This is a genomic window from Arthrobacter jiangjiafuii, assembly GCF_018622995.1.
Lineage (GTDB): Bacteria > Actinomycetota > Actinomycetes > Actinomycetales > Micrococcaceae > Arthrobacter_B > Arthrobacter_B jiangjiafuii.
In genome coordinates this window covers 1,893,108-1,908,457 of sequence record NZ_CP076022.1, presented here as the reverse complement: position 1 = coordinate 1,908,457, position 15,350 = coordinate 1,893,108, and the positions used below count along the sequence as shown (strand labels likewise).

At 66.2% G+C, this 15,350-nt stretch carries 15 protein-coding genes; all 15 read left to right on the top strand.

All coding sequences use genetic code 11. From position 1 onward, the window contains the following. Nucleotides 1–44: 44 nt before the first annotated feature. The 15 genes from KKR91_RS09030 (at nt 45) to tatC (ending at nt 15,283) form a co-directional block, all read left to right on the top strand. A complete protein-coding gene (locus tag KKR91_RS09030; RefSeq protein WP_210228818.1) occupies nt 45–839 on the top strand; it encodes an HAD family hydrolase in 795 nt (264 codons plus the stop codon). Beyond that, nucleotides 836–2,011, top strand: a complete 1,176-nt coding sequence (locus KKR91_RS09025; protein WP_237687330.1) for a site-2 protease family protein — start codon at nt 836–838, stop codon at nt 2,009–2,011. The genes KKR91_RS09030 and KKR91_RS09025 overlap by 4 nt, the downstream gene beginning before the upstream one ends. Nucleotides 2,012–2,055: 44 nt before the next feature. After that, entirely contained in the window at nt 2,056–3,123 is a 1,068-nt protein-coding gene (locus tag KKR91_RS09020; RefSeq protein WP_210228816.1) for a tRNA (adenine-N1)-methyltransferase, read from the top strand. A 124-nt stretch (nt 3,124–3,247) separates the two neighbouring features. Next, on the top strand, nt 3,248–5,008 hold the full coding sequence (arc, locus tag KKR91_RS09015) for a proteasome ATPase (protein ID WP_210228814.1): 1,761 nt from the start codon (nt 3,248–3,250) through the stop codon (nt 5,006–5,008). Nucleotides 5,009–5,022: 14 nt separating this feature from the next. Continuing rightward, nucleotides 5,023–6,615 carry a depupylase/deamidase Dop gene (gene dop / locus KKR91_RS09010; RefSeq protein ID WP_210229739.1) on the top strand — a complete coding sequence of 531 codons (1,593 nt, stop codon included), beginning with the start codon at nt 5,023–5,025 and terminating at the stop codon, nt 6,613–6,615. An 84-nt stretch (nt 6,616–6,699) separates the two neighbouring features. After that, nucleotides 6,700–6,903, top strand: coding sequence for a ubiquitin-like protein Pup (locus KKR91_RS09005; protein ID WP_210228812.1), 204 nt, complete (start codon nt 6,700–6,702; stop codon nt 6,901–6,903). Nucleotides 6,904–6,906: 3 nt separating this feature from the next. Continuing rightward, nucleotides 6,907–7,731, top strand: a complete 825-nt coding sequence (gene prcB / locus KKR91_RS09000) for a proteasome subunit beta (RefSeq protein WP_210228810.1) — start codon at nt 6,907–6,909, stop codon at nt 7,729–7,731. 2 nt (nt 7,732–7,733) lie between these two features. Further along, complete coding sequence (prcA, locus tag KKR91_RS08995) at nt 7,734–8,558, top strand: proteasome subunit alpha (RefSeq protein WP_210228809.1); 825 nt, start codon at nt 7,734–7,736, stop codon at nt 8,556–8,558. Then, the gene (gene pafA, locus KKR91_RS08990; RefSeq protein ID WP_210228807.1) at nt 8,558–9,919 is read left to right on the top strand and encodes a Pup--protein ligase; all 1,362 of its coding nucleotides are present in this window, start codon (nt 8,558–8,560) and stop codon (nt 9,917–9,919) included. Before prcA ends, pafA begins: the two co-directional genes overlap by 1 nt. A gap of 184 nt (nt 9,920–10,103) precedes the next feature. Next, the gene (locus tag KKR91_RS08985; protein ID WP_210228804.1) at nt 10,104–11,084 is read left to right on the top strand and encodes an FKBP-type peptidyl-prolyl cis-trans isomerase; all 981 of its coding nucleotides are present in this window, start codon (nt 10,104–10,106) and stop codon (nt 11,082–11,084) included. 53 nt (nt 11,085–11,137) lie between these two features. After that, nucleotides 11,138–11,533: an FKBP-type peptidyl-prolyl cis-trans isomerase gene (locus KKR91_RS08980; RefSeq protein ID WP_210228802.1), complete on the top strand. Its 396-nt coding sequence runs from the start codon at nt 11,138–11,140 to the stop codon at nt 11,531–11,533. A gap of 84 nt (nt 11,534–11,617) precedes the next feature. Continuing rightward, on the top strand, nt 11,618–13,639 hold the full coding sequence (locus KKR91_RS08975) for a helix-turn-helix transcriptional regulator (RefSeq protein WP_210228800.1): 2,022 nt from the start codon (nt 11,618–11,620) through the stop codon (nt 13,637–13,639). 122 nt (nt 13,640–13,761) lie between these two features. Continuing rightward, entirely contained in the window at nt 13,762–14,100 is a 339-nt protein-coding gene (locus KKR91_RS08970) for a hypothetical protein (RefSeq protein WP_210228798.1), read from the top strand. 32 nt (nt 14,101–14,132) lie between these two features. Then, nucleotides 14,133–14,450, top strand: coding sequence for a Sec-independent protein translocase subunit TatA (gene tatA, locus KKR91_RS08965; protein WP_210228796.1), 318 nt, complete (start codon nt 14,133–14,135; stop codon nt 14,448–14,450). Nucleotides 14,451–14,497: 47 nt separating this feature from the next. Then, nucleotides 14,498–15,283 (top strand): twin-arginine translocase subunit TatC, encoded by a 786-nt coding sequence (gene tatC / locus KKR91_RS08960; RefSeq protein ID WP_210228794.1) that lies wholly within the window; start codon nt 14,498–14,500, stop codon nt 15,281–15,283. Nucleotides 15,284–15,350 lie beyond the last annotated feature (67 nt).

The following is a 15,350-nucleotide window of genomic DNA, read 5'->3' as shown; positions in this document are numbered from 1 at the left end:
GCAATGTAAACCCGCGTCCGGCCGCGCCCCGTAGACTGGGAAGCATGTCTTTCTCTGTTCCGGACCCCCTGCAGACCTATCCGGCGCCCGGCCCGCTTCAGGCGGTGCTGTGGGATATGGACGGAACCATCGTTGACACCGAACCGTACTGGATCCAGGCGGAAAAGGACCTCGTGCACAGCTTCGGCGGATCCTGGACCGATGCCGACGCAGAAGCCATGGTGGGCCAGGCGCTGACCTATGGAGCGGCGCTGCTGCAAAAGGCAGGCGTGAAGCTCGGCATCCGTGACATCATCGACCGGATGATCGGCCAGGTTACCGAGCAGGTCCGTTCCGCTGTGCCCTGGCGGCCGGGAGCGCGGGAACTGCTGGCCGGGCTCGCTGAGGCAGGCGTTCCGTGCGTCCTCGTGACGATGTCCGAGCCGGTCCTGGCCCGTGAGATCCAGAACCAGTTGCCTGCCGGAACCTTTGCCTTCGCAGTTACCGGTGACATGGTCGAACACGGCAAGCCCGACCCGGAGCCATACCAGCTCGCCTTTGACCGCCTGGCCGGACAGGTGCCGGGCCTGGCCAAGGACCGGGTCGTTGCCATCGAAGACTCCCTGCCCGGAGTTACCTCCGCCCGGGCCGCCGGCCTTCTCACGCTGGGGGTCCCGCATTTCCTGCCGCTGCCGGCGGATGAGGGGCGCCATGACTGGCCCACGCTGGCCGGGCGCACCGTCGCAGACCTCCAGGCACTGGTCCGCGGTGCCGCCGGCTCCGCCGTCGACGGCCCGGCTGCCGAAGCGGCGGCCCCTGCCCCGACAGCAGGCGTCCAGCCTGCGGGAGCCCGGCGTTGAGTAGCAGCTCTCCGGGCGCACACACGCCGGCTCCGGTGAAGCGGGACGGAATTCCACTGGGGCGGATCGCGGGGGTCCCCGTGTACCTGGCCTATTCGTGGTTCATCATTGCGGCCTTCATCGTCATCTTTTTCGGGCCGCTGGTGAGCAGGACCTTTCCGTTCCTCGGGGGCGGCGCCTACGTGGTGGCGCTGGGCTACGCGCTCCTGCTCCTGCTCTCGGTCCTGGCCCACGAGCTGGCGCATGCGCTGACTGCCAAGGCCTACAGCTGGCCCACGGCCAAGATTGTCCTCACGCTATGGGGCGGTCACACCTCCTTCGGCACCGTGCGCTCCACGCCCGGGCGGTCCCTCCTGGTGGCGCTGGCCGGCCCGGCAGCGAACCTGCTCCTGGCCGTCGCCGGCTGGCTGGTCCAGCCCCTCCTGGAACCGGCAAGCGTCGGAAACCTGCTGGCCCAGATCTTCATCTGGGCGAATCTCCTGGTGGCGCTGTTCAACGTCCTGCCGGGGCTGCCCCTGGACGGAGGACGCATTGTCGAGTCCGCCGTGTGGAAAGCCACCGGCTCCCAGGACCGGGGTACCGTCGCAGCCGGTTACGCCGGCCGGATCATCGCCATCGGGCTGGCCGCCGCCGTCGTCGTGCCCCCGTACCTGCGCGGCGCGGCGCCGGACCTGCAGGTGATTCTGCTCACGGCACTCGTCTCCGGCTTCCTTTGGATGGGCGCCGGTGCCAGTATCCAGAACGCCCGCGTGCGCCTGCGGCTGCCCTCGGTCAGCGCCGGGGCCCTGATGCAGCCTGCGGTGTCCCTGCCCGCCGGTTCCTCCGCGGCAAATGCCCGGGAACTCCTTGCAACCCGCCCCGGCACGGCACTGGTCATCACCGCGCCCACGGGCCAGCCCTGGGCAATTGCGGACCAAACGGCGCTGGCCGGAATCCCGGAACAGCTGGCCGCTGCCACTCCGGTTGACGCCGCCGCCCGGACACTGGCGCCCGGCGCATATGTGCCGGCAGCCGCAGCGGGTTCTGAACTGGTGGAGTATCTCGCTAAACTGCAGGGCAGCGAATATGCCGTCATCGATCAGGACGGAGCCGTTGTAGGCCTCCTGACACAGGCCGCCGTCCTCGGAGCCATCAAGGCCCGGAGCGGCCGCACCCGGCCTCCGCAGTCCTGACGCCCCCAAAACCAGCATCACCTAAATCCAAAGGAACGTTACCCATGAACTCGGAGACCCCGGTCCAGACTGCCGCCACAGCCCCACACGGCGCCGACCACCGCAGGGGGCCGCTGCGTCCGGGGGAGCGCGTCCAGCTCACCGACGAAAAAGGCCGGCACAGCACCATCACCCTGACTGAGGGCGGCGCGTATCACACCCACCGCGGGTTCCTGCCCCATGACAGCATCATCGGCCTCCCCGAAGGCACGATCGTCACCAACACCACCGGCCAGCAGTACCAGGTCCTGCGGCCGCTGCTGTCCGACTTCGTGCTGTCGATGCCCCGCGGTGCCGCCGTCGTTTATCCCAAGGATGCCGGCCAGATTGTCACCATGGCCGACATCTACCCGGGTGCGCGCGTGGTGGAAGCCGGTGTCGGATCCGGTGCCCTCAGCATCTCCCTGCTCCGCGCCGTCGGCGACCACGGCAGCCTGCATTCCTTTGAACGCCGTGAAGAGTTTGCCGACATTGCCCGCGGCAACGTGGAGACCTTCTTCGGCGGCCCGCATCCGGCCTGGAACATCACCCTGGGTGACTTCCAGGAAGAGGTTGTCCGTACCGAAGAGCCCGGCAGCGTGGACCGCGTGGTCCTGGACATGCTGGCACCCTGGGAATGCACCGACGCCGTAGCGACCGTCCTGGCCCCGGGCGGTGTGTGGATTTCCTACGTCGCCACCGTCACCCAGCTCTCCCGCACAGCGGAGGCCATCCGCGCCGACGGCCGGTTCACCGAGCCCGACGGCTGGGAGTCGATGGTCCGCGGCTGGCACCTCGAGGGACTGGCCGTCCGGCCGGACCACCGCATGGTCGCCCACACAGGCTTCCTGCTGACCGCCCGCCGGCTTGCCGAGGGTGCCACCGGGCTCGTCCCCAAGCGCCGCGCCTCGAAGACCAACTTCAGCGCAGAGGACCTCAACGCCTGGACGCCTGCAGCAGTGGGGGAGCGCGAAGTATCCGCCCACAAGCTGCGCCGGGCGGCAAAGGACGCCAGCTCCAAGATCCAGCGCGGTGCGCTGGAGAACGCCGAGAAGTTCATGGCGGATAAGGAAGGTACGCCTGAAACCCCGTAGGGGCAATCTCTCCGGCGGATAACCGCCGGGGGGAAACACAAGAGGCTGCAACCGGTGTGTTGCCTGCGCTGCTGGGTTACTGTCGAAGCTGGAACCTAAGCGCAATGTGAAGGTGGTCGCAACCATGACCGAAGCAGACAACACCATCGATCCCGGCGCCGAGGAAACCCGCGGCTACGGCCGCGGAACCGGCGCTCCGGCGGACCCCGCCCAGCTTCATATCCTCCGGGACAAGCTGCGCAACGTGGACCGGCAACTCGCGGCACTGACCCACAACAACGCACGGCTGGTGGCGATGCTGGAGGCGGCGAAGGCGGAAATCATCCGCCTTAAGGACGCCCTCGATAAAGAGGGCGCCACGCCGTTCAGCTTCGCCACCGTGATCGCGGTGAACCTGCGGTCCCCCGCCAGCAGCGGGCGCACCACTACCGCTGCAGTCCAGGACAGCCTGGATATCATCCAGTCCGGCCGCAAGCTGCGGGTTTCGGTCAGCCCGCTGCTAGACATGCACCAGATTGTCCCCGGCCAGGAGGTGCTCCTCAACGAGTCCCTGGTGGCTGTCGCCGCTCTGGGGTTCGAACGCAGCGGCGAGATGTTTACCGTCAAGGAACTCCTGGGCAGGGACCGCTGCCTGGTCATTGGCCGGGCCGACGACGAGCGTGTGGTCCGGCTCAACGGGCCGCTCGAAGCGGAACGGGTGAGGGTCGGGGACGCACTGACCGTGGATACCCGGATCGGCTATGCCCTGGAGAAGATCCCGCGCAGCGAAGTCGAGAACCTGGTGCTGGAGGAAGTTCCGGACATTGCCTATTCAGACATCGGCGGCCTCGGCCCGCAGATCGAGCAGATCCGGGACGCCGTCGAACTGCCGTTCCTGCACCCCGACTTGTACCGGGAACACGGGCTCAAGGCGCCCAAGGGCATCCTGCTCTACGGCCCTCCGGGCTGCGGCAAGACGCTGATTGCCAAGGCGGTGGCAAACTCGCTGGCGGCGCGCGTCATGGAGCAGACCGGCTCGCTGGGTACCAAGAGCTACTTCCTGAACATCAAGGGCCCCGAGCTGCTGGACAAGTACGTGGGGGAGACAGAACGGCATATCCGGCTCATCTTCGCCCGCGCCCGGGAAAAGGCTTCGGGCGGCAGCCCGGTGGTGGTGTTCTTCGACGAAATGGACTCACTGTTCCGGACCCGTGGCACAGGTATCTCCTCCGATGTCGAAACCACCATCGTTCCGCAGCTGCTTTCCGAGATTGACGGCGTGGAGAAGCTGGAAAACGTCATCGTCATCGGAGCCTCGAACCGGGAGGACATGATTGATCCGGCGATCCTGCGGCCGGGCCGGCTGGATGTGAAGATCAAGATCCTGCGTCCCGACGCCGAGGGAGCCGCAGAAATCTTCGCCAAGTACCTCACCCCCGACCTGCCGCTGCACCGGGAGGACCTCGCCGAGAACGCCTACGATCCCGAAGCCACCGTCCGCGAAATGATCCGCCGGACGGTCGAAAAAATGTACGCCGAGGACAAGTCCAACGAGTACTTGGAAGTCACCTACGCCAACGGGGACACCGAAATGCTCTATTACAAGGACTTCAACTCCGGCGCGGTGATCCAGAATGTTGTTGACCGGGCCAAGAAGTACGCCATCAAGGACCTGCTCACCCTGCACCAGCGGGGCCTGCGCATTGAGCACCTGATGCGCGCCGTCGTGGACGAATTCCGCGAGCACGAAGATATGCCCAACACCACCAACCCGGATGACTGGGCACGCATTTCCGGCAAGAAAGGCGAGCGCATCACCTACATCCGGACCATCATCCAGGGCAAGGCCGGGCAGGAACCCGGACGCAGCATCGAAACAACCGCCAACCCCGGGCAGTACCTGTGAGCGTGCGCCGGGTGATGGGCACCGAAACAGAATACGGGGTGCTGGCCCCGGCGCTGCCGGCAGCAAACGCAACAGTGCTTTCCAGCCAGATCATCAACGCGTACGCTGCCACGCGCCGCATCGGCATGGGGAACTTCTCCGGCACCCGCTGGGACTACACGGACGAAGCCCCGTTGAACGACGCGCGGGGCTTTACCGTGCCCCGTACCGCTGCCGACCCAACCCAGCTCACCGACGCCCCGCCGGTGCTGGACGCGGAGCAGATCGCCATGGAGGGCGGCGGCCCGGCAGCCCTCTACGGCGAGCAAAGTTCGGACAACCCGGTGCTGATGAACATGGTGCTCGCCAACGGCGCCCGGCTGTACGTTGACCACGCCCATCCGGAGTATTCCTCCCCGGAGGTGACCACCCCGCGCGATGCGGTCTTGTGGGACAAGGCCGGAGACGCCGTCGTACTGGCGGCGATGCGGCACATCGCGGCGGCCCCGGGTTTCTCGCCGGTAAACCTGTACAAGAACAACACCGATTCCAAGGGCGCCTCCTACGGCTCCCACGAGAACTATCTGGTGCCCCGGGCGGTGCCGTTTCCGGATCTGGTCCGCGGACTCGTGCCGTTTTTCGCCAGCCGGCAGGTCATCGTCGGATCCGGACGGGTGGGGATCGGCACCAACAACCAGCGGCAGGGTTACCAGCTCAGCCAGCGTGCCGACTTTTTCGAGGCCGAGGTAGGCCTGGAGACGACCATCCGCCGGCCCATCATCAATACCCGCGACGAACCCCACGCCGTGGCTGAAAAATACCGGCGGTTGCACGTCATCATCGGCGACGCGAACCTCAGCGAGATCTCTGCCCTGCTGAAGGTCGGCACCACCTCGATTGTGTTGTCCATGATCGAAGCGGGAACCGCCCCCGAGGTGGAGCTGCGGGATCCGGTGGGTTCGCTGCGGGCCATCAGCCACGACCCGACCCTTCAGGCGCTGGTTGAGCTCAAGGACGGGCGGAAAGTCTCAGGGCTCGACCTGCAGGAGATCTATCTGGAGGCCGCAGCCCGCCACTGCCGCAGGAGGGGAGCAGACGCCGAGACGGAGGACATCCTGACCCGGTGGACCTCGCTTGTGGGCACCCTCAAGCGGGATCCGCTGGAAGCTGCGTCCCAGGTCGACTGGGTCGCCAAGCTCAAGGTGCTGCAGGCGTACCGGGACCGTGACGGGTTGTCCTGGTCCGATGCCCGGCTGCATCTGGTGGACCTGCAGTACTCCGACATGCGGCCGGAGAAGGGCATCTACTACCGGTTGGCGGCGCGCGGCCAGATGGAGCGTATCCTCGCCGACACTGAGATAGCGCGGGCCGTTAACGAGCCGCCCGAAGATACCCGGGCCTACTTCCGCGGCAAATGCGTCAGCCGTTTCCCCAACCAGGTGGTCGGTGCCAGCTGGGATTCGATCATCTTCGAACTGCCCTCGCACCGCCGCCTGCAGCGCATTCCGACCCGCGAGCCGCTGCGCGGAACCAAGGCACTGACGGAGGAACTTTTTGCGGCTTCGTCGGATGCGGAGGATTTTGTCGCCCGGCTCCTGACCGGTCCGGAACATAGCGTGGCACCATAGGAAGAACCCACAGGAACCGCTCTTACCGTCAGGACAGTCAGGACCCGTTAAGAGGCCTCGAATCCAGCCAAGGAAGGCAGCACCATGGCAACCCAGGACCGCAGGAACACAGGATCGCGCACCACGGAAGAAGAGCTGGAGGAGACACCGCCGCCGGCAGCGGAACCTTCAGAGGCAGCATCGGCACAGACTGAAGGCGTGGATGACCTGTTGGACGAAATCGACGGCGTACTGGAAAACAATGCCGAGGAGTTCGTGCGGGGCTTCATCCAGAAGGGCGGACAGTAGGGGATGACCCACCGGGACCCGGCAGCAGCGATCAACGGGGCGGACTCACCGTCCTTCAGCGACCATCTCGCGCGGCACCACCCTGACCTGCTGCCGTCTTCGCGCCGGCTGGGAACCGCCCCGGCCGGCTCGGCGTCCGCCGCTGCCCCGCAGGCAACCACCATCGTCTCGCTCACCTACGCCGGCGGCGTCCTGATGGCCGGCGACCGGCGGGCGACCATGGGCAACATGATCGCCAGCCGGCACATCAAGAAGGTTTTTCCGGCCGATACCTATTCGGTGGTGGGTATCGCCGGCACCGCCGGCCTGGCCCTGGACATGATCCGCCTGTTCCAGGTGGAGCTGGAGCATTACGACAAGATCGAGGGCACGCCCATGAGCCTGGACGGCAAGTCCAACCGGCTTGCGGCCATGGTGCGGTCGAACCTGCCGCTGGCCCTGCAGGGCCTGGCAGTGGTCCCGCTGTTTGCCGGCTACGACACCGAACGCCATCTGGGCAGGCTCTTCTCCTACGACGTCACCGGGGGCCGCTACGAGGAATACGAACACCACAGCGTGGGGTCGGGCTCGGTCTTTGCCCGCGGCGCCCTGAAGAAGCTGTGGCGTCCGGGGCTGGACGAGGAACAGGCCGTTGCCGTGGCTCTCGAGTCACTTTATGACGCGGCCGACGACGACTCCGCCACCGGGGGACCGGACCTGGTCCGGCGGCTGTGGCCGGTGGTCTACGTGGTCAACAGTGCCGGAAACCGGGAAATCCCCGAGCGGGAGCTGCAGCTCATGGCCAGGGAACTGGTTGAGCGCCGCTCCGCGGCAGGATTGGAGAGCTGACCATGACCCAGCAGTTCTACGTCTCGCCCGAACAACTCATGAAAGACCGGGCGGACTTCGCCCGGAAAGGCATCGCGCGCGGCCGCTCGGTGGTGGTGCTTACCTGCCGCGACGGGATCGCCCTGGTCGCAGAGAATCCCTCGCCGTCGCTGCATAAGCTCGGCGAAATCTATGACCGGATCGGGTTCGCCGCCGTCGGCAAGTACAACGAATTCGAAAGCCTGCGCCAGGCCGGTGTGCGCTTTGCCGACGTGCGCGGCTATTCCTATTCCCGGGACGACGTGACGGCCCGCGGCCTCGCCAGCGTGTATGCCCAGAGCCTGGGGTCGGTGTTCACCACTGAAGGCAAACCGTTCGAGGTTGAGCTGGCGGTGGCGGAGGTGGGCCCGGAACCCTACGCCGACCACCTCTACCGGTTGACCTTTGACGGGTCGATCGCCGACGAGAGCAACTACGTGGTGATGGGCGGTCAGGCGGACGTGGTCAATGAGGCGCTGGCCCGGACCTGGAACCAGGAGACCGGCTTTCCCGAGGCCATCCGCACCGCTGTGGCTGCCCTGTCCGCTACCCGCATCGCGACGGCGCCGTCGGGGGCGGCGGGGGCGGCGTCGAACGGCAACGGCTCCGCCTCCGGCGGATCCCCGCCGTCGGCTGCCGGAGCTGTAGGGGAACCGGCCCAGGGGGAGACGGATCAGCTGGGGGCCGGGTTATTGGAAGTAGCCGTCCTGGACCGCAGCCCGCTGTCCTCCCGCGGCACGGTGCGGGCCTTCCGCAGAATCAACACGGTGGAGCTGGACCGTTTGTTGTCCGGCCCGGAGGGAGACTGATGGACCGCAGGATCTACGGAATTGAGACCGAGTTCGGAATCGCCTATTCCGGTCCCGACTCCCGTCCGCTTTCCCCCGAAGAAGTTGCACGGTACCTGTTCCGCAAAGTGGTCAGCTGGGGCCGGTCGTCGAATGTCTTCCTCACCAACGGCTCACGGCTCTACCTCGACGTGGGCTCGCATCCGGAATACGCGACGGCGGAATGCGACGATCTGGCGCAGCTTGTGGCCCACGACCGCGCCGGCGAGCTGCTCCTGGACGACCTCGTGGAAGAGGCCGAGGACCGGCTGCGGGCCGAAGGATTCAACGGCAGCGTGTACCTGTTCAAGAACAACACCGACTCCGCCGGCAACTCCTACGGCAGCCATGAGAATTACCTGATTCCCCGGCGGCTGGAATTCTCGCGGCTGGCCGACATCCTGATTCCGTTCCTGGTGACCCGGCAGCTGCTGGTGGGGGCCGGGAAGGTCCTCAAGACCCAGTCCGGATCCCTGTACGCGTTTTCGCAGCGGGCGGACCACATCTGGGAAGGCGTCTCATCGGCAACCACCCGGTCCCGCCCGATTATCAATACCCGCGACGAGCCGCACGCCGACGCCGAACATTACCGCCGGCTCCATGTGATCGCGGGCGATTCGAATATGTCGGAGACGACCACCCTGCTGAAGGTCGGTTCGGTGGACCTGCTGCTTCGCGTCATCGAGGCGGGCATGGTTATCCGTGACCTGCGCCTGGAGAACCCGATCCGCAGCATCCGCGAAATCTCCCACGACCTGACCGGCACGGTCCCGCTGAAGCTGGCCAACGGCTCGACCATGACGGCCGTGGAGCTGCAGCGCATCTACCTGCAACGGGTACAGGACTTCGTGGGCGCCAACGGGGAGCACAACCGGCATGTGGGTCGGGTGCTTGATCTCTGGGAGCGGACCCTGGATGCCGTCGAGAGCGGGAATACGTCGGCTATCGACACCGAAATCGACTGGGCGATCAAGAAGAAGCTGGTGGACGGCTACTCCGAACGCAACTCCTTGGAACTGTCCTCGCCACGGGTGGCACAGCTGGATCTGACCTATCACGACATCTCCCGCGGGCGCGGCCTGTTCTACCTGTTGCAGGCGCGCGGGGAAACCGCCCGCGTGGTGGAGGACAGCGACGTCAAGGAGGCCATTGACGTGCCTCCCCAGAGCACGCGTGCCAAGCTGCGGGGAGATTTTGTCCGCCGCGCCAAGGCCGCCAACCGCGATTTCACCGTCGACTGGGTCCATTTGAAGCTCAATGACCGGGCGCAGCAGACGGTGCTGTGCAAGGACCCCTTCGCCGCCGTCGACGAACGGGTCGAAGCGCTCCTCGCGACGCTCTGATCCTGGCCGGATCGCCGGGGATTTCCCGCTTTCAGCGCCTCCAAGGCACTGCACAGGCAGAAACGCTACGCTGGGTAAGACTGCCCGCGCCCTATCCGGCCACCCGCAGGGCAACCCGGCAAGGGAAACCCTGCACGACCCGGAGCCGCCGCGGGCCCATCTGTCCACCACTGAAAGAAGTACTGTGCGCAAAGTACTAGCCGTTAGTCTGTCCGCCCTGTTGTTCCTCTCCGCCTGCTCCGGCGGGGAAGGCGAGGCCGGCAAATCCGCCGGCCAGGACGGGGTCTTTGACTCCGTGAAGGTCAAGGTCAAGGATCAGGAGACCGCTCCCGAGGTGGAGTTCGACGCTCCGCTGGACATCACCGAGAGCGCTGCAAAAATTGTCTACTCCGGCGACGGCGATACCGTCGGCGAGGGACAGAGCATCACGTTCAAGTTTGTGGCACTGAACGCCGAGGACGGCAGCGTCCTCGGCGACACGTACGCCGATGCTGCCTCCGCCCTGCCTGTGACCGAGGATCTGAAGAAGCAGGACCCGGTTCTTTATGAGGTGCTGCTCGGCGCCAAGGTCGGCTCCCAGATCGCCTACGCCTTCCCGGATGCCCAGGCAGCAAGCAGCGAAGCAGGCGCAGAACAGCCGACCCAGGTCATGATCCTGAACGTGCTGAGCACCCAGGACACCGTCACGGGCCTCAGCCCCGACGAGGCAGCGGCCCGCAACGCCGAGGGCAACCTCCTGATGAGCTCCGATGACGTTGCCGCACTGGACTCCGAGGGCAAGCTGCCCAAGGTCACCTTCGGCGAGGACGGCGTACCCTCCGTTGAGATCCCCGAAGGTGTTGAAGAACCGGAGAAGCTCATCGTGAAGGTACTCGAGGAGGGCGACGGCGCGGCCCTGGCCGAGACCGGAACCGTTACCGCCAACTACCTGGGCGTCAGCCTGCGCGACGGCAGCACCTTTGACTCCAGCTATGAGCGGGGCGAGCCTGCCGAATTCCCGCTGGCCGAGGTCATTCCGGGCTGGACCTACGGTCTGGCCGGCCAGAAGGCCGGATCCAAGGTCCTGCTGGTCCTTCCGTCCGAGCTTGCCTACGGTGATCCGGCCGGTGGAACCGCACCCTCCGGCCCGCTTGCCTTTGTCGTGGAGATCCAGGAAGTCAAGTAGCGTTAGAGCTGAACACAGCGTCAACGCGGGAACGAACCGCAGCGAGGAGCACCATGTCATTTGGTAAGCGTGAATATGACCGCCAGAAGCCCGAGATTGATTTCCCGGACCACGAGGTCCCCACGGAACTCCGTATCGAGGACATCGTCGTCGGTGACGGCCGCGAGGCCAAGGCCGGGGACACCGTCTCCACGCATTATGTGGGCGTTGCCTTCTCCACCGGCGAGGAGTTCGACGCATCGTGGAACCGGGGCACCCCCCTGGACTTCCGTGTAGGCGTCGGCCAGGTCATTGAGGGCTGGGACCAGGGCCTGCTGGGCATGAAGGTCGGCGGCCGCCGCCGGCTGGAGATCCCCTCGCACATGGCCTACGGCGACGCCGGTGCCGGCTCCGCCGTGGCTCCGGGTGAATCGTTGATCTTCGTCGTGGACCTGCTGGGCGTCCGCTGACGCGGAGCACTGCAGGAACGGGAGCGGGTCCGCAGCAGCGGACCCGCTCCTTTTCCGTTCCCCGGGCACGGTAGATTGGCTTCCGTGTCCGTCAACAGAACCGAACGCCTCCTGAACCTGGTTATTGCCCTGCTGTCCACCCGCCGTGGATTCACCAAGCACGAGCTGTTCGAAGAAATCGAGCTTTACGGCGAAGCGCCTTCCACCGCCGCGCGGGAGAAACTCTTCGACCGGGACAAGGCGTTCCTGCGCGAGCAGGGCATCCCGGTGGAGTCCTACAGCGAGGAAACCCTCTACGACCAGGACAACTCGGTGCGGCGCTACCGGATCAGGGCCGACGCCTACCGCCTCCCCGGCGTCCGCTTCACAGCCGAGGAATCCGCCGTCCTCGCCCTGGCCGCCAGCATGTGGGAACAGGCGTCACTGGGGTCCGCGGCAGCTCGGGCGCTGCGCAAGCTCCAGGCCCGCGGCGTTGCCCCTGACGATGCGGCGGCAAGCCCGCTGCAGCCCCGGATCCGCACCAACGACCCGAATTTTGAAGCCGTGTGGAAGGCCACCACTACGCGCACACCCATCTCCTTTGGCTACCGCCCGGCTACCCGGTCCGCCGGAACCCCGCAGCAGCAGGCCAAGCCCGCCAGGCGGCGGCGCAGTACGGTACGGCATGTCCAGCCGTGGGGGATGGGCAGCCGTTTTGGACACTGGTACGTGGTGGGATACGACCTTGACCGCAAGGCCGAGCGGTTCTTCCGGCTCTCCCGTATGACCACACCGGTGGCTTTGGGTGAGGGCAGCTACGAGGTACCGGGCGATTTCAACATCGACGCGTCCCTGGCGTCGCTGGACCAGGTCTTCGCCCCGGTTACCGCGGTGGTCCGGGTAGTGGAAGGAAGCGCTGCCGAGCTGCGGCTGAGGGCCGCCGGCGCGCCTGCACCGGCAGAGCAGCCCGGCTGGGAAGTCCTAACGTTGACCGTTCCGGACATCGACGCCCTGGCAGCGGATACCGCGGCCCTGGGCCCGGCCGCGGTGGCGATGGAGCCGCCCGAGTTCCGGCAAACGGTTGCCGAGCTGCTGCGCGGGGCCCTGGATGCTCAACTGTTGCCCGTACCGGCCTTCACCCTGGTCCGGCGTTTCCCCGCGCCGGCCGCCTCGGCCACCGCGGCCCAGAGCCACCTGACCCGCCTGCTGGACCTGGTGCCGTTCATCCTGGGCAACCAGGGGGCCGACATGGAAGAAACGGCCCGGCGCTTCGGGGTCAGCCCTGCCCAGCTGGCGAGCGACCTGAATCTGCTCTTTGTCAGCGGCCCGCGCCACTATCCCAACGGGCTGATGGACGTGAACTTTGAGAACGGGCAGATCTTCATCGACAACGCCGAAGATCTTTCCGAACCCGTGCGGCTGGGTATGGATGAGGCGGCAGCGCTGATCGTGGGCCTGGAAACGCTGTCATCGCTCCCGGGCATCGGCGATGCTCCGGGGCTGGCCAGTGCCCTGGAGAAGCTCAGCGAGGCAGCAGGTGAGGCCGGCCGGGTGGGCAGCTCCGTCGCCGCGCGGCTGGCGGAGACCGAAGGCACGGCCGACATCCTGGCCCGGCTGCAGCAGGCGATAGCCGGGCACCGGCAGCTGGACCTGAAGTATTTGGTTCCCAGCCGGGACGAGCTGACCGACCGCACCGTCGATCCGCGCAGGCTCTTTTCGGTCAACGAGCTGTGGTATCTGGAAGCCTGGTGCCATCGTTCCGAAGGAGTCCGGAACTTCCGCGTGGACCGGATCCACGGCATGACCGACACCGGGCCAGCCTCCTGGCAGGGGCCGGACCCGGACAACGCCTTCCCCGCCAGCCTCTTCCGCCCGGGAACTGAGGACGAGGTGGTCACCCTGGTGCTGGAGCCCTCTGCCGCGTGGGTGGAAACAGCGTACGACGCCGGCCGGCGGGCCGAGCTCCCGCGCGGCCGTACGGCGGTGGAGCTGCGGGTGGGCAACACCCGCTGGATTCCCGGCTTCACAGCCCGCCAGGGCGGTTCCGTCACCGTCGCCGGACCCGACGAACTGCGGGCCCGGACCCTGGCGTGGCTGCAGGAAGCCGTGGCCGGGTACCAGCTGTAACTAACATGGACCCACAACTGTGTAACTAATGACCACCAGCCCTTCAGCGGTCCGCCAGACGCGGGGAAGGGTCCTCCCGGACAACGGCAGAAGCCAGCCGGCGGCTCCACTATGCTGGAACCATGCCTTGGTGGTCCTGGATCCTGATTTGGTCGGCGCTTGTCGTCGCCGCAGCCGCTTTTTTCGCCCTTGTGGGGTGGCGGCTGTTCCGTCGGTTCATGGCTGTCCTGCGCGAAGCTGAAACCGCCATGTCGGCGCTGAATATCCAGGCGCCGGCGCCCGGTGCCTCCGAAGTCGTACGCACCGCGCCGGAACCTGCGATCTTCGAGGATCCAATCCTGGTGCGCACCCGCTACGAAGAAGGCAAAGAGGAACGCAAGGCCGCCCGCCGGGAGCGCCGGGTCCGCCGTCGCACGGCAAGCGGACAGCCCCGCGCCCTGCGGGACTTCCCAGACCTCTGACGTAAACTGTCTCAAAACGAAAGGACACCGGCATGAACATTCAAGGCTGGCACATTGCAATTCTGGTCGTTCTGGCCATCCTTCTCTTCGGTGCACCCAAGCTTCCCGGGCTGGCGCGCAGCGTGGGTCAGTCCCTGCGTATCTTCAAGTCCGAGGTCCGCCAGATGAAGGACGAGAACACGTCCGACACCGCTTCCTCCGACCCCGTCGAGGGACGGGTCGTTAACAACCCGGTTGACCTTGGCAAGCCGGCGGCGCAGGCTCCGCCTGCCACTCCCGGCGCCCACGGCGCGGCAGCAGCACCCGGCACGGACCAGCGGCCTGCCGGTAACCCGCCCACCAGCCTCTAACGGCAGTGCCGCTGACCAAAGGGCGCAAATCCAACCCAGAAGGGCGGATGGCCCTTAAGGAACACCTGCGGGAAGCCCGCAACCGCCTGTTCAAATCGGGCATAGCCGTGATTTTAGGGACTGTGGCGGGTTTCTTCCTCTACATGCCTGCCTTCAACGCCCTCACCCGGCCGGTCCTGGACGTGGGAAACCAGGACGGCCGGTTTGCCACCATCAACTTCGAAGGTGTGGCAACCCCCTTCGACCAGATGATTCAGGTCTCCGTCTTCCTCGGTCTGCTCATGTCCTGTCCGGTATGGCTGTACCAGCTGTGGGCGTTCATCACGCCGGGCCTGAAGACCAAGGAGCGCCGTACTGCCCTGGGATTCCTAGCCGCCTCCATACCGCTGTTCCTCGGCGGTGTGGTGCTGGCTTGGATTCTCCTGCCCAGCGCCATCGACGTGCTCACCGGATTCACCCCCGAAGGCAGCGCCAACGTCATCACCGCCAGCGTCTATCTTGCTTTCGTGCTGCGCCTGCTGCTGGCTTTCGGCATCGCGTTCCTCATACCCGTGGTGCTGGTGGGCCTCAACATGACCGGGATCCTCCCGGGCAAGCTCATCATCAAGTACTGGCGGATCACGATCTTCCTCATCTGCGTGTTCGCTGCCATGGCAGCGCCGGGCGGGGATGCACTAACCATGTTCTACATGGCCGCACCTCTGTTGCTGCTCTTCGGTGTGGCGGTGGGTATCTGCCTCATCAATGACAAACGCCGTGCCCGCAGGAATGCTGCCCGTGAAGCGGCCGTCAGTGCCTCGGCGGACACAGCAACTCCGCTGGACAAGCTCTGAACGTGAGCGACATCACCCGCCAGCGGTTCAGCCCAACGCTGAGCGGCAGCCCGCTGTGCGGCGGCCG

What these genes read in the sequence shown, in the direction of transcription:
- KKR91_RS09030 (WP_210228818.1), top strand. Translation starts at nt 45, where the DNA reads ATGTCTTTCTCTGTTCCGGACCCCCTGCAGACCTATCCGGCGCCCGGC.
- KKR91_RS08980 (WP_210228802.1), top strand. Translation starts at nt 11,138, where the DNA reads ATGTCATTTGGTAAGCGTGAATATGACCGCCAGAAGCCCGAGATTGAT.
- KKR91_RS08970 (WP_210228798.1), top strand. Translation starts at nt 13,762, where the DNA reads ATGCCTTGGTGGTCCTGGATCCTGATTTGGTCGGCGCTTGTCGTCGCC.
- tatC (WP_210228794.1), top strand. Translation starts at nt 14,498, where the DNA reads ATGGCCCTTAAGGAACACCTGCGGGAAGCCCGCAACCGCCTGTTCAAA.
- dop (WP_210229739.1), top strand. Translation starts at nt 5,023, where the DNA reads ATGGGCACCGAAACAGAATACGGGGTGCTGGCCCCGGCGCTGCCGGCA.
- pafA (WP_210228807.1), top strand. Translation starts at nt 8,558, where the DNA reads ATGGACCGCAGGATCTACGGAATTGAGACCGAGTTCGGAATCGCCTAT.
- KKR91_RS09020 (WP_210228816.1), top strand. Translation starts at nt 2,056, where the DNA reads ATGAACTCGGAGACCCCGGTCCAGACTGCCGCCACAGCCCCACACGGC.
- arc (WP_210228814.1), top strand. Translation starts at nt 3,248, where the DNA reads ATGACCGAAGCAGACAACACCATCGATCCCGGCGCCGAGGAAACCCGC.
- prcA (WP_210228809.1), top strand. Translation starts at nt 7,734, where the DNA reads ATGACCCAGCAGTTCTACGTCTCGCCCGAACAACTCATGAAAGACCGG.
- tatA (WP_210228796.1), top strand. Translation starts at nt 14,133, where the DNA reads ATGAACATTCAAGGCTGGCACATTGCAATTCTGGTCGTTCTGGCCATC.
- KKR91_RS09005 (WP_210228812.1), top strand. Translation starts at nt 6,700, where the DNA reads ATGGCAACCCAGGACCGCAGGAACACAGGATCGCGCACCACGGAAGAA.
- prcB (WP_210228810.1), top strand. Translation starts at nt 6,907, where the DNA reads ATGACCCACCGGGACCCGGCAGCAGCGATCAACGGGGCGGACTCACCG.